The 13105-nt window shown below is 65.5% G+C and carries 10 protein-coding genes; 5 read left to right on the forward strand and 5 right to left on the reverse strand.

Features of this window, described 5'->3' with window-relative positions:
• Positions 1 to 19: 19 nt before the first annotated feature.
• From smc to ACQR1B_RS24740, 3 genes are all read right to left on the reverse strand, one after another.
• A complete protein-coding gene (smc, locus tag ACQR1B_RS24730; RefSeq protein ID WP_434836588.1) occupies positions 20 to 3484 on the reverse strand; it encodes a chromosome segregation protein SMC in 3465 nt (1154 codons plus the stop codon).
• Between the two features lie 254 nt (positions 3485 to 3738).
• Complete coding sequence (locus tag ACQR1B_RS24735; protein ID WP_434836589.1) at positions 3739 to 4395, reverse strand: DsbA family protein; 657 nt, start codon at positions 4393 to 4395, stop codon at positions 3739 to 3741.
• Positions 4396 to 4513: 118 nt separating this feature from the next.
• Positions 4514 to 4993: a DUF721 domain-containing protein gene (locus ACQR1B_RS24740; protein WP_434836590.1), complete on the reverse strand. Its 480-nt coding sequence runs from the start codon at positions 4991 to 4993 to the stop codon at positions 4514 to 4516.
• Positions 4994 to 5118: 125 nt separating this feature from the next.
• On the opposite strand from ACQR1B_RS24740, the gene mutY reads away from it, so the two are divergent.
• Positions 5119 to 6222, forward strand: a complete 1104-nt coding sequence (gene mutY, locus ACQR1B_RS24745) for an A/G-specific adenine glycosylase (RefSeq protein ID WP_434836591.1) — start codon at positions 5119 to 5121, stop codon at positions 6220 to 6222.
• Between the two features lie 430 nt (positions 6223 to 6652).
• Here mutY and ACQR1B_RS24750 read toward each other — a convergent pair whose 3' ends face one another.
• Entirely contained in the window at positions 6653 to 7585 is a 933-nt protein-coding gene (locus ACQR1B_RS24750; RefSeq protein ID WP_434836592.1) for a LysR family transcriptional regulator, read from the reverse strand.
• 95 nt (positions 7586 to 7680) lie between these two features.
• Between ACQR1B_RS24750 and ACQR1B_RS24755 the strand changes: the two genes are divergently transcribed.
• Together ACQR1B_RS24755 and ACQR1B_RS24760 are read left to right on the forward strand one after the other, a co-directional pair.
• Entirely contained in the window at positions 7681 to 8106 is a 426-nt protein-coding gene (locus ACQR1B_RS24755) for a nuclear transport factor 2 family protein (RefSeq protein WP_434836593.1), read from the forward strand.
• Between the two features lie 34 nt (positions 8107 to 8140).
• Positions 8141 to 8566, forward strand: coding sequence for a nuclear transport factor 2 family protein (locus tag ACQR1B_RS24760; protein ID WP_434836594.1), 426 nt, complete (start codon positions 8141 to 8143; stop codon positions 8564 to 8566).
• 265 nt (positions 8567 to 8831) lie between these two features.
• On the opposite strand, the gene ACQR1B_RS24765 is transcribed toward ACQR1B_RS24760, so the two are convergent.
• A complete protein-coding gene (locus ACQR1B_RS24765; protein ID WP_434836595.1) occupies positions 8832 to 9953 on the reverse strand; it encodes a hypothetical protein in 1122 nt (373 codons plus the stop codon).
• Between the two features lie 1348 nt (positions 9954 to 11301).
• On the opposite strand from ACQR1B_RS24765, the gene ACQR1B_RS24770 reads away from it, so the two are divergent.
• Positions 11302 to 12297, forward strand: a complete 996-nt coding sequence (locus ACQR1B_RS24770) for an MBL fold metallo-hydrolase (RefSeq protein ID WP_434836596.1) — start codon at positions 11302 to 11304, stop codon at positions 12295 to 12297.
• Positions 12298 to 12378: 81 nt separating this feature from the next.
• Positions 12379 to 12996, forward strand: a complete 618-nt coding sequence (locus ACQR1B_RS24775) for a glutathione S-transferase family protein (protein ID WP_434836597.1) — start codon at positions 12379 to 12381, stop codon at positions 12994 to 12996.
• Positions 12997 to 13105: the final 109 nt, after the last annotated feature.

Here is a 13105-nt window from a genome sequence, read left to right on the forward strand (position 1 = left end):
CCGGAATGAGGGCGCACAATCACGCCACCTGCTGATCGAGGATCTTCACGGCCTCGTCGAGCGCGACCGAGACGAGCTGCGACACGCCGCGCTCGGCCATGGTGACGCCGAACAGCCGGTTCATGCGCGCCATGGTGATCGGGTTGTGGGTGATGATGATGAAGCGGGTCTCGGTCGAGCCCTTCATCTCGTGCAGCAGGTTGCAGAAGCGTTCGACGTTGTGGTCGTCGAGCGGCGCGTCGACCTCGTCCAGCACGCAGATCGGCGAGGGGTTGGTCAGGAACACCGCGAAGATCAGCGCCATCGCCGTCAGCGCCTGCTCGCCGCCCGACAGCAGCGACAGCGTCTGCGGCTTCTTGCCCGGCGGCTTGGCGATGATCTCGAGGCCGGCCTCGAGCGGATCGTCGCTCTCGATCAGATGCAGCGCGGCCTCGCCGCCGCCGAATAACTCTGTGAACAGCCGCTTGAAGTGGTCGTTGACGGTCTCGAACGAGGACTGCAGCCGTTCGCGCGCCTCCTTGTTGAGGCTCTGGATGCCCTGGCGCAGCCGCTTGATGGCTTCGACGAGATCGTCGCGCTCGGTGGTCAGCGCGGTGTGCGAGCCCTCGACCTCGGTGAGTTCTTCTTCGGCGCGCAGGTTGACGGCGCCGAGCCGCTCGCGGTCACGGCGCAGCTTCTCCAGGCTCTCTTCGATCTCGTGCAGCGGCGGCAGCTGGGTGTCCGGGCCGATCTCGGCCATCGCGGCAACCGCATTCGGCTCGCATTCGAGCATGTCGTGGATCTCGCGCTCGACATCGGCGACGCGGCGCTTGGCGCTCTCCAGCCGCTCCTCGGCGCGGGCGGCGGCCTCGCGCGACTTCGACAGCGCTTCCAGCGAGGCCTTGGCGGCGCGGTCGGTGTCGCCCATCGCGGTCTCGGCTTCGGCCAGCGCGTCGGCCGCGACCTGGCGCTCCTCCTCGGCGATGGCGAGCTCGTCGATCAGCGCGCTGCGCTTCTCGGCGAAGATCTCCGGCGCATTCTCCAACTCGGCGCGCTCGTCCTTCACCTCGGCGATGCGCGCCTCGATGGTGGCGATCTGCGAGCCGGCGCCGCGGATGCGGTTGAACCAGTCGTTGCGCTCGTTGATGATCGCCTGGACGCGGCGATCGGCGAGCTCGGCCTCGCGGGCGAGCGCCTGCGCCTCGGCGCGAACCTGGGCTGCGGCGCGGCGCTTGGTCTCGATGTCGGCGCGCACGGCTGCCAGCCGGCCATCGGCCTCGGTGGTCGCCGGCAGCTCCTCGATCGCCTCCAGCGCATTCTGGTGCAGCTCGGCGATCTCGGCGCGGTCATGGGCGAGGCGGGTCGAGGCCTCGACCAGCGCGGACTTGCGCGCCGAATGGCGGTTGATCTCGCGCTCGGCATTGGCGTGGCGCTCGCGCGCCGAATTGACCTCGCGCTGCGCGGCGCGCCAGGCTTCGCGTGCAGCACTCTCGGCTGATGTGGCGGCCCTGACCTCGGCCTCGGCGCTCTCCAGCGCCTGGCGCTTGCTGGTCGCATCGATGCGCGCCTGCTCCAGCTCGGCCTCGATGTCGATCAGGCGGGCGCGCTCGGCGAGACGCCGGGCGGCGCCGGTCGGCGCGTGCGCCGCGGCGATGAAGCCGTCCCAGCGCCAGACGTCGCCTTCCGGCGACACCAGCCGCTGGCCGGTCTTGAGCTGCGCCACCAGCTGGGCGCCGCGATCGCGTGTGACCACGCCGATCTGGGCGAGGCGGCGCGACAGCTCCGGCGGCGCCTGGACATAGGCCGCGAGCGGCTCGACGCCGTCGGGCAGCGCGGGGTCGGTGACCTCGGCGCCGGCAACGGTCCAGTGCATCGGCGCGGAGGCATCGACCGGCGCATCGAGATCGTCGCCGAGCACGGCGCCGAGCGCCTTCTCATAGCCCTTCGCAACCGTGACGCCGTCGATGATCGGCGGCCACAGATTCTTGGTCTCGCTGTTGACCATCTTGGAGATGGTGCGCGCCTCGGTCTCGAGCCGCTGCGCCCGCTTCTCGGCGTCGGCCAGCGGCGCGCGTGAGGCTTCGAGCCTCTGCCGCGCGGCGGCCTGCGCCTGCTCGTTGGTCTGCACGGCGGCCTCGGCCTGCGCCTCGGCCTCTTCAGCAGCTTCGAGCGCGGCGGCGAGCGTATCGAGATCGCCGAGATGGGCGGTCTCCTGCGCCAGCCGCTCCTCATCGGCGCGGACATTGGCGATGTCCTGGTCGAGACGGGCGAGACGCTCGCGGTGGCTGCGGACGTTGGCCTCGAGCTGGTTGCGGCGCGCCGTGAGATCGGCGAGCTGCGTCGTCAGTTCGGTGAACTGACGCTCGGTCTCGGTGAGAAGGGCTTCGGCCTCGGCGACGCGCTCGTCGACGCCGCTGCGCATCTCGACGCGCGCCTTGATCTCTTCCTTCAGCTCCGCGTCTTCAGTTTCAAGACGTTGCAGCGCGACCTGCGCGTCCTGGTTCTGCTGCTGCTCGCGGGCGACGTCGGCGGTGAGCTGCATCAGGCGGCGGTCGAGCTCGCCGGTGCGCTCCTTGGCGCGCACCTCCTCGCGGTCGAGCAGGTCACGGGCGTTCTTCAGCCGCTGCATCGTCGCCGCCGCACGGGCCTCGGCCTCGCGCAGCGCCGGCAGATGCGCGGAGCGGATCGCCTGGATGCGGGCCGATTCGGCCTGCTCGCGGGTCCGCTCGGCCATCTCACGGACGCTGACATCGTGCGTATGCGCGGCGTCGTTGAGATCGGCATGCGCGCCCATCCAGCGCATGTGATAGAGCGTCGCTTCCGCCTTGCGCACCTTGGCCGCGACCTCGCGGTAGCGGATCGCCTGGCGCGCCTGCTTGCGCAGGCCTTCCATCTGGCCGGAGAGCTGGCCGATCACGTCCTCGACGCGCAACAGATTCGTCTCGGCCGCCTTCAGCCGCAGCTCGGCCTCGTGGCGGCGCGCATGCAGGCCGGCGACGCCGGCGGCGTCTTCCAGCACGCGGCGGCGCTGTTCAGGCTTCGCTTGAATGATCTCGCCGATCTTGCCCTGGTGGACGAGCGCGGGCGAGCGCGCGCCGGTGGCGGCGTCGGCGAACAGGATCTGCACGTCGCGGGCGCGCACGTCGCGGCCGTTGATGCGGTAGACCGAGCCGGCCTCGCGCTCGATGCGGCGCGAGATTTCGAGAATGTCGCGGTCGTTCACGGCCGCAGGCGCGGTGCGATCGCTGTTGTCGATCGTCATCACCACTTCGGCGTGGTTGCGCGACGGGCGCGTGTTCGAGCCGGAGAAGATCACCGCGTCCATGTCGGCCGCGCGCAGCGATTTGTGTGAGGTCTCGCCCATCGCCCAGCGCAGCGCCTCGACCAGATTCGACTTGCCGCAACCATTCGGTCCGACGACGCCGGTGAGGCCGGGTTCGATCACGAAGTCAGTCGGTTCGACGAACGTCTTGAAACCGTGGAGACGAAGACGCGTGAGTTTCATGCACAGATTCTCTGTTGGCGGGAGACGAATCTCGCAGTCCCGACAATACCATGGAAGGCAATGTCAATGTGGACTGAATAGCCGTGGCGCCCCATTCTGAGGGCGGGACAATGGCGAGACCGGTCCTTGAGGGCAACCCGCCGGCCCTGCTTTTCCAAGGCTTTCTCATGGCCATCGGCCCTTCAAACAGAAACGGCCCCACGAAGGGGCCGCGCTGTGTCTCATAAGACTCAGTGGTTTTGAGTTGATTCGAATCAGCTCTTGAGAAGCGGGTTGATCCGCTTCTGAAACTCCTCGATCGAAGATTCGCCCTTGATCTTCTCGCCGTTGATGAAGAACGTCGGCGTCGAATCCACTTTAAGAACGTCGCTCGCGTATTTCTGGTCGGCGGCGATCTTGTCGAGCAGCGCCTGGTCCTTCAGGCAGGCCTCGACCTGCTGCTGGCTGAGGCCGGCCTGCTTGCCGATCCGCGTCAGGGTTTCGGTGGTGTTCTTCACCACCCAGTCGTTCTGCGAACGGAACAGCATGTCGGTGACCGCGAAATACTTCTGCGCGTCGTCCTTGGCGATGCAGCGCGTCAGCATCGAGCCGGCGGCGGCTTTGATGTCGAGCGGGAACTCGCGGAAGATGTAGCGCACCTTGCCGGTATCGATGTATTCGGCCTTCAGCTTCGGGAACACGGTGGCGTTGAACGCCGCGCAATGCGGGCAGGTCATCGAGGCGTATTCGATGATGGTGACAGTGGCGTCCGCCGGGCCGATTCCCATGTCGGGCAGCGACTGCGGCTTGGCCACATCGGCGGCGCTCTGCGCCATGGCGTCCGAGATCAGCCGCAGCGGGGACAAGCCGGCGAGCGCGGCGAGGCCGGTCAGCGACAGGGCAGCGGTGAAGGCGCGGCGGGTGATGATCAAGGGTCTGCTCCGGAATGGGCGCATCTCGCGCCTGAAACACTCGTAACGTGGCTTTTCGCTAGCTGGAAACCCACCCTGAGGCAATGCCGGGCCGCAACGCGGGATCAATCGGAAAGCGTCAATTTCGCTTGATGGCGACACCCAGGCGCGCCAGCGCGTCGCGCAGGGCGTCGTCCTCGATTGCGGTCAGGCTCTCGGCGACCTTCGCCACCGCCTTGGGATCGGGCGGGACGGGGCGGCGCTTCGCCGGCGGCCGCGTCAACGGGCCCTGGCGCAGCGCCAGCTTGCCGACCGCGTGCCAGCCGAAGAAGCGGTTGACCCGCTCCAGGATCACGTCCGACGAATGCTGGATCTCCAGCGCCATCGGCCCCTCGACACGCAGAATCAGCGTCGCCGGCTCCTGCGGCTGGCCCTCGACCGGCCGCGGCCATTGCATCTTCAGCGGCTGCGCGTGCTCGGCGATGTCGCGCCCGGCGATCTCCGGCCAGCGCGTCACCAGCTCCCGCGCCGCAAACCCCTGCTTGGCATAGGCAGCCGTCAGCACGTCGCCCATCATCAGCGACAGCGGTTTCGCGGTGAGGCGGCCGGGCTTTGCCATGGGTGCAGGCTTCTCGTGGTCTGCCGCCCGTTCGAGCCGCCGGGGCTCGAAGAAAGCCGTGGATGCCGCAGACGAGACGGCGGTCCAGCGGGCGACGATGGCTCCTGACGTACTAGATTAAGCCAATGGTGTCATCAGCCCTTCCTTCCAAGCGCAAGAGCCAGCCAGAGACTCGCGGCTCCGCCGAGCGCCCCGCGCAACTGCTCGCCTGGTACGACCGCCACCGTCGGCGGCTGCCGTGGCGGGCGCCGGCGGGGCAGCGCTCCAATCCGTACCGGGTGTGGCTGTCGGAGATCATGCTGCAGCAGACCACGGTGAAGGCGGTCGGGCCGTATTTCGAAAAATTCCTGGCGCGCTGGCCGGATGTCTCGGCGCTCGGCAGGGCCGACCTCGAGGACGTGCTGCGGATGTGGGCCGGGCTCGGCTATTACTCGCGGGCGCGCAACCTGCACGCCTGCGCGGTGACCGTGCTGCGCGAGCACCGCGGCGTATTCCCGGACACGGAAGAGGGCCTGCGCAAGCTGCCCGGCATCGGCCCGTACACGGCGGCCGCGATCGCGGCGATCGCGTTCGATCGCCAGACCATGCCGGTCGACGGCAACATCGAACGCGTGACGACGCGGCTGTTTCGGATCGAGGAGGCGCTGCCGCAGGCCAAGCCGCAGATCCAGGCGCTCGCCGCGACCCTGCTCGGCCCCTCGCGGGCCGGCGACAGCGCCCAGGCGCTGATGGACCTCGGCGCCACCATCTGCACGCCGAAGAAGCCGGCCTGCGCGCTATGTCCATTCAACGAGGACTGCGCCGCACGCGACCGCGGCGACCAGGACACGTTCCCGCGCAAGGCCGCCAAGAAGACCGGTACGCTCCGCCGCGGCGCCGCCTTCGTCGTGGTGAGAGGCGACGAACTGCTGGTGCGCTCCCGCCCCGCCAAAGGCCTGCTCGGCGGCATGACCGAGGTCCCCGTCTCGGACTGGCTCGCCGGCCAGGACGATTCCGACGCGCTGGCGCAGGCGCCGGAACTCACGAGCGTGAAACGCTGGCACCGCAAGCTCGGTGTCGTCACCCACGTCTTCACGCATTTCCCGTTGGAGCTCGTGGTCTACACCGCGAAGGTGCCGCCGCGGACACGCGCCCTGGACGGCATGCGCTGGGTCCCGATCGCGACGCTCGACGGCGAGGCGCTGCCCAACGTGATGCGCAAGGTCGTCGCGCATGGGCTGGGGGAATGAGGCCACGCCACGCTGCCGGCGTTCGTTGCAACTCTCTCACGCGCCGTGCCCACCATTGGCGCCGTCATGCGCGGATGCACGGTGGGCACGCCACCGCCTTCGGCGGCCGCTTTGCCCACCCTACGGCAGCTGTCTCGATCAACTCCACTGTCGTCCCGGCCTTGAGCCGGGACCCATACCCACAGGGAGCCGTTTGAGGCACGCCGGTCATTGGCCTTTTGCCCATCACGACCGCCGCAGCGTATGGGTCCCGGATCGGCGCCGCGCCGCGCTGCTGCGCGTCACGGCTTGTCCGGGACGACAGCGGTGGATGAGGCGGGGTCACGGTGCCCGAGGTCGCACTCGACGGCTTCGCATAATACGAGCCTCAGTTGTATCAACGCATGTCGCTGCTGCCGGCCTGCCAGAGCACGACGAGCGGGCGCGGACTCTACCTTGGCTTCGTCGCACGTCCCGGCGTCCCGCCGAGTTCGCGGCCGGTTTCCAGCATCAAGGTGCGTAGCCAGATCGAGCCCGGCTCGACCTGCGCCCTGGTCGGATAGAACATGTATTGGTTGTCGATGCCGGGATCGAGCGGTGGCGCGACGGTCGACAGCGACAGGGGCTGCGCCAGCGTGGCGATCAGGCGGCGCGGCACGAAGGCGACGAGATCGGTGCGGGCAGTGACATGCAGCGCCTCGATGTAGCTCGGCACGACCAGCGCGATCCGCCGCTCCCAGCCCTTGCTGCGCAGCCAGCCGTCGATCAGGTCCTCAGCTTGGCCGCGCAAGACTACCGCGACATGCCGGGCGGCCAGGAAACCGTCCCGCCGGTTCAGCCGCCGGCCGATCGGGTGACCGCGCCGCACCGCCAGCGCATCGCTGTCGGTGTAGAGCAGCTGGCGATGGAAGCCCTTGAAGGCGTTGCCGATCGAGATCACCATGTCGATAGTGCGGGCGAACTCGGCGTGGAAGATCGCTGGTCCCCGCCACGGCACGACGTCGATGCGGACGTTGGGCGCGGCACGCGTCACCTTGGCCATCAAGGACGGCATCAGCAGCTCGACCGCGAGATCGGGCATCATCAGGCGGAACTGACGCTCGCTGCTGATGGCGTCGAAGACGTCCGGCGTGAACAGGCCGCGCACCTGATCGAGCGCCAGCGCCAGCGGGGCCTGCAGCGCAAGTGCGCGCGGGGTCAGCTCCATCCGCGCGCCGGTACGGACCAGCAGCGGATCGCCGAGCAGGTCGCGCAGCCGCTGCAACGCGTGGCTTGTGGCCGGCTGGGACAGCCCGATCCGCAGCGCGGCCCGGCTGACGCTGCTCTCGCGGAGCAGCGCGTCGAGCGCCACCAGCAGATTGAGGTCGAGCGCGGCCAAATTCATAGGATGAATTAATATCATATCCGATATCGATTGGAAGAATGCACCGCCACCCGTCATGCTTCGTCCATTGCAGAAGAGATCGGGAGACGGATGTCATGACCTTAAGCGCCAACAAGCAATTGATGCAGGACCTCCTCGCCAAGGCCGTTGCCGGCGACCGCTCGGCCTATGTCGCGGCCATCGCCGACGACGTCACGATGGTGATCACGGGGCAATATTCGTGGTCGCAGACGATCAGGGGCAAGGAGGCGCTGCTGCGCAATCTCCATGGTCATCTCGCCAGCCTGCTGACGGAGGGACGCCGCGCCGTTCCGCTGCGCTTCATCGCGGAGGATGATCTCGTCGTGGTCGAGGCCAAGGGCGAGATGCGCACCCGGGCCGGCAATCCCTACAACAACGACTATTGCCTGATCTATCGGCTGCACGCGGGGCGCATCGTCGAGATCCGCGAATATTGCGATTCGGCGCTGACGGAAGCGGTGCTGGGACCGTTTCCGGCCGCGCTCAGGCAGACGGGTTGATTCGACCATGACCGAATTAAAGGAGGGTTTGCCGATGAGCGCCGCAGAAGTCACGGGTTCTGACAACAAGCGGATCGTGCAGTACGTGTTCGACGAACTGGCGAGGAGCAATCCGCAGCCGCTGCTCGATCGTCTCGCGGATGATTTCCGCTTCGTCATCATGGGCAGCGGATCCTGGTCGCGCAGCTATGACGGCAAGGCGATCGTTCTCGCCGAGTTGTTCGCGCCGCTGCGGGCGCGGCTCGGCCGCATCACCACCATCCCGATCCGGCTGACGGCCGAGGACGACCGCGTCGTCGTCGAGGCGCGCGGCAACAACACGACGAGCGACGGCAAGGTCTACAACAACAGCTATTGCAACGTCCTTCGCCTCAGGGACGGTTGCATCGTCGAATGGATCGAATATTGCGACACGCTGCTGATCGAGACCACACTCGGTCCGCCGGCGCCGACGGCATGAGACGGTCAGGCCTGTGACGTGGTACGACGTCCGGGACACACTCGGGCGGTCCGTAGGGTGGGCAAAGGCGCGCCCAACACTACGTGAGTCATCCCGCCCTCTCGCGCGCCGTGCCCACCATCTCGAGCGCGAGGGCGTGGATCGACGGTGGGCACGAGCCGCCTCGCGGCGGCTCTTTGCCCACCCTACGATTTGCGTCGTTCATTCCATCGCGGTGTTGCTGCGCGCGAAGTATCAACGGCTTCATCTGGGCTTGTCGGTCGATCTATTTTATGCAGCGTCGCAACAGCCGGACGAGGACGCGTGCGAGCTTTTGCCCAAAGATCTTGAGCGATAATGGTCTATTCGCGAAATCGTCTTCACGGAATTTCCCGTCCGCTTGTGCTGAAACTTCTCTGCAGGCGAAGAGCCCGCGCGGAAATGGACGCTCAGCCCAATAGTTGTGGACTATAAGGGGGGCGCCGTCGTTCCGGACATAAAGCACAGCGCTGGTCGTCCGGTTCTTGTCTGGATTCCAAGCGCCATCTTTGTCCATTATTAGCTTGCCGTCCCCGAGGTTATCGCCGGAAAAGGAGAATTTCAGATCGCCGTAAAGCGCGCTTTTGATGATGGTATCGTCCGGCACGTCCAAGCCTTCGTGGAAGATTGCCAGCAGGCAAGGAGCCTTCCTATAGCGTAATCCGTTTTTGAATTGACCGTTTGCATCATTGAGCACGTCCCTAATGCGTTCCGGATTGCGAAGCCGCTTGATCGGTCCTGCGCGTGCAGCGGTCATTAGTGTAAATTTTTCAGAGCGTTTCTGAGCAACGATGGCGACTAGAAAATTCTGTCCAGGCGCAACCACGCTGCCAGCAATGAATGACTTCTCCACTTCTGTTGAAAAACGCAGGGTCGTTTTCTGCTCGTAGGGCTCGGCGTGAATACCGTCCGGACTGCCGTAAATTCCGGTCGGTGCGGTACAGCTGTGAAATTCAACGGTGCCGTGCGTCTTCGTGGAGATTGCAAACCGGACAAATTCTTTTCGATGGGGATTCATCGGTACGAGCGCGACGACCGTATCCGGAGCGTCGCAATCGGTAAAACGCTTCAGCGCCCGTTTTAGAAGGTGGACAACGTTCTTTGCGTCGCGATTCGAAAAGTCTTCGTGAATATAGGCAAAGCCTTGGCCGGTCAGATCAAGATTGCCGGTTCGAGCACTTAGTTCATTGAAGGATTTACTGAGACGCTGTGAGTCTTCTAGGCGTTCGAGGTCCTTTACCTCGCACCAGAAAGGGGATCTGCCGCTGCAGTAAAAGTCCGGCTTTCGACCTTTCGCAATCCAGTCGGGCTCGTGTTCGAACGGAATGCCGGCCTTCCTGAAAAGAGTTTCGGCTCTTGAGTGGCTCAAATCTCAGCTCCCGAGACTAGGGCATACAAAAATTTGAATCTGATAAACGTGCACAAAACTTGCTGCTTGAACAGTGCCGATGAGGCAGTTGCCTCCATTGCCACGTATCGTGGTTTCCTGAATTGACCAACTTTCTCAGTAACCCTGACCCGCCACCAAGTATCGTAGTTGGAAAAAATATTCGATTTTTCAGAATTCTCCTTGACTCTCCTCCCAAATCAGGTGTCTTATCAGCCCCGTTCCGTCCCGGCAGGAGGGGCGTACGCGTCGTCACGACACGCGGGGCGGGATGCGGTGGCTGCGACGGCGTCGTCAGGACGAGCGATGTCGACCGGTCTCGTGCAGGGCTGCGGCGGCTTGCCGTCGTGGTGCGGGTGCGGGGTCTTTCGCGGACGTTGAAATCGTGCGGTCCTGGCATCCCGATGCTGATGTCAACTCGCGTCGAGGCTTTCGCTTCGCGCGGGGATGGTGGCCAGAAAGCCCGGCGCACCAGGGAGACCACGTATAAGACGGAAGCCCATCGCGCAGGGAATGCCGGATGTCCGGCTGGACCTGTGGTGACTGCCGCCTGCTTTTCTTGTCGCAGGCGGGCCATGGGTTGCGGCCAGCGCCCGGCATTCCCTGCGCCCTCTTCTCTGTGAGGGTCCTTCTCGGCATCAACTCGGGCGCGTCGCGCCGCGAGAGCGGTGAGGTCATGTCTGACGTCATCTCGCGATCGATCTCTTGGGCGAGCATCCGTTTCCGCGCTGGTCTCGCCTGCGACATGAACCGTCCAGCATCTGAAGATGCTGCCTGCGCGGCGACGGTTGCGGCCATCGACATTGCGGCCGGTCACGGGCGATGCACGGAGCTTCGCGACTGCAGCGCTGAATCCTTTCGCTCGGCCTGTCTTTTACGTTGCGACTGCCTTGCGGATGTAGATAATCTAAGATTGTGGTTGAAGGTCATGCTCCTGGAGCGAGCGGATCGGTTCCGAGCTGGCGATCCTCTGTTGACCCTCACCCTGAGGAGCCCGCCGCAGGCGGGCGTCTCGAAGGGCGAGGCCTACGCTGGGGCCTCATGGTTCGAGACGCGCCGCGCCCGAGTTGGTCTCGCTTCGCATCCGGCTGCGTGCGGCGCGGCGCTCCTCACCATGAAGGGCAAAAGCCGAGGCACTGCACACCGGACCATGAACACGCCGAGAGGCGTGTTCATGGAGAGAGGGGTGAGCGCCGAGGTTGGAGTTGCAGATTGACCGTGGGCAGCGCGCTCATGGAGAGAAGTGAGGCATCGGCAACTCGGTGAAGTCACGACAACGTTCTCAATAGCTCGGACCAACGCGAGCGTAGATCGGTTTGGGGAGGTGGTGATGACGAAGATTGAGGGATTTTCACGTCGTTCGATGCTAGGCCTGGGTGCCGCGGCCGGGCTTTACGGGCTGTCCGGGATGACGAGCCCGATGCTGGCGAAGGGGCCGTTCCTCAACACCCAGGCGCCGACCTTCTTCCGTTTCAAGCTCGGCTCGGCCGAGGCCACCATCATCTCCGACGGCGTGCTGCCGCTCGGCGATCCTCATGCGGCGTTTCTCGGCATCTCGCCCGGTGACCTCGATGCGATGCTGACGAACAACTTTCTGCCGGTCGGCGCCGCGACGCTGGAGCAGAACATCCTCGTGCTCAACACCGGCGACAAGATCATCATCTTCGACAACGGCATGGGCGTCTCGAAGCTGTTCGGCGACACCACCGGCAAGATGCTGATGACATTGAAGCAGGCCGGCATCGACGCCAAGGACGTCGATGCGCTGGTCATGACGCATGCGCATATCGATCATTGCGGCGGCGTCATCGGGCCGGACGGCAAGCCGAGCTTCCCCAATGCCGAGCTGTTCATCTCCGAGGCCGACTTCACCTATTGGACCGACGAGGCGAAGGTCGGCCCCAACTACAAGGCGTTCTACGAGCAGGCGGTGCGCAATCTCGTCCCCCTGAAGGACCGCATCACCTTCTTCAAGGACGGCCAGGAGTTCCTGCCGGGCGTGCAGGCGATGTTCACGCCGGGCCATACGGTCGGGCATACGATCTTTCTGATCCAGTCCGGCAAGGATCAGCTCGCCTATATCGGCGACATCTCGCATCATCCGGTGCTGCTGATCGAAAAGCCGCTGATCGAGTTCGCCTACGACACCGACCCGAAGCAGGCCGCCAAGACCCGCGTCCGCGTGCTCGACATGCTCGCGACGAACCGGACGCGCATCCTCGGCTATCACTTCTCGTGGCCGGGTATCGGCTACATCGGCAAGCTCGGCGACGGCTTCCGTTATTTTCCGACCGCGGTGCATACGATGGACGTGGCGCCGATCTAGCCCGAGGCGAAGGGGGAGGCGCGGGGGTGGACGGCCGACGGCGCCGCGGCTAGTTTGGCCTCGCCTCATTCAGGGATCATCATGCTCAAGCTCTATGTCGCGCCAGGCACCTGCGCGCTCGCCACGCACATCACGCTCGCCGAAACCGGCGCCGATTACGTCGCCGAAAAGATCAGCTTCAAGACCAACCAGCAGAACAGCCCCGACTATCTCGCCATCAATCCCAAGGGGCGGGTGCCGGCGCTGGTGACCGAGCAGGGCGTGCTGACCGAGACGCCGGCGATGCTCGCCTATCTCGCGCAACGCTTTCCGGCGGCGCGCCTCGCTCCGCTCGACGATCCCTTCGCCTTTGCGCAGGTGCAGTCCTTCACCAGCTATCTCTGCTCGACCGTCCACATCGCCCACGCCCACAAGATGCGCGGCTATCGCTGGGCCAACGAGGAGTCGTCCTTCGCCGACATGAAGCGGAAAGTGCCGGAGACGATGGGCGCCTGCTTTGCGCTGATCGAGCAGACGATGCTGCGCGGGCCCTGGGTGATGGGCGAGCAGTACACGATCTGCGATCCCTATCTGTTCACCATCGCGCAATGGCTCGACGGCGACGGCGTCGACATCAACGCCTTCCCGAAGGTGGCCGAGCACGTTCGGCGGATGTCCGAGCGGCCGGCCGTCAAGCAGGCGCTCGCCGAACTGGGCTGACGAACGTTCGGCCGCGGCGCCGCATCGTACCGATAAGGTATGCGGCGGCGTGCGCCCGGCGATGGCCGCGACATCGCGTCGGAAAAATGGGGGTGGAGCGGGAACTCGG

Origin of the sequence: Bradyrhizobium oligotrophicum, assembly GCF_051168495.1 — a bacterium.
Classification (GTDB): Bacteria; Pseudomonadota; Alphaproteobacteria; order Rhizobiales; family Xanthobacteraceae; genus Bradyrhizobium; species Bradyrhizobium oligotrophicum_A.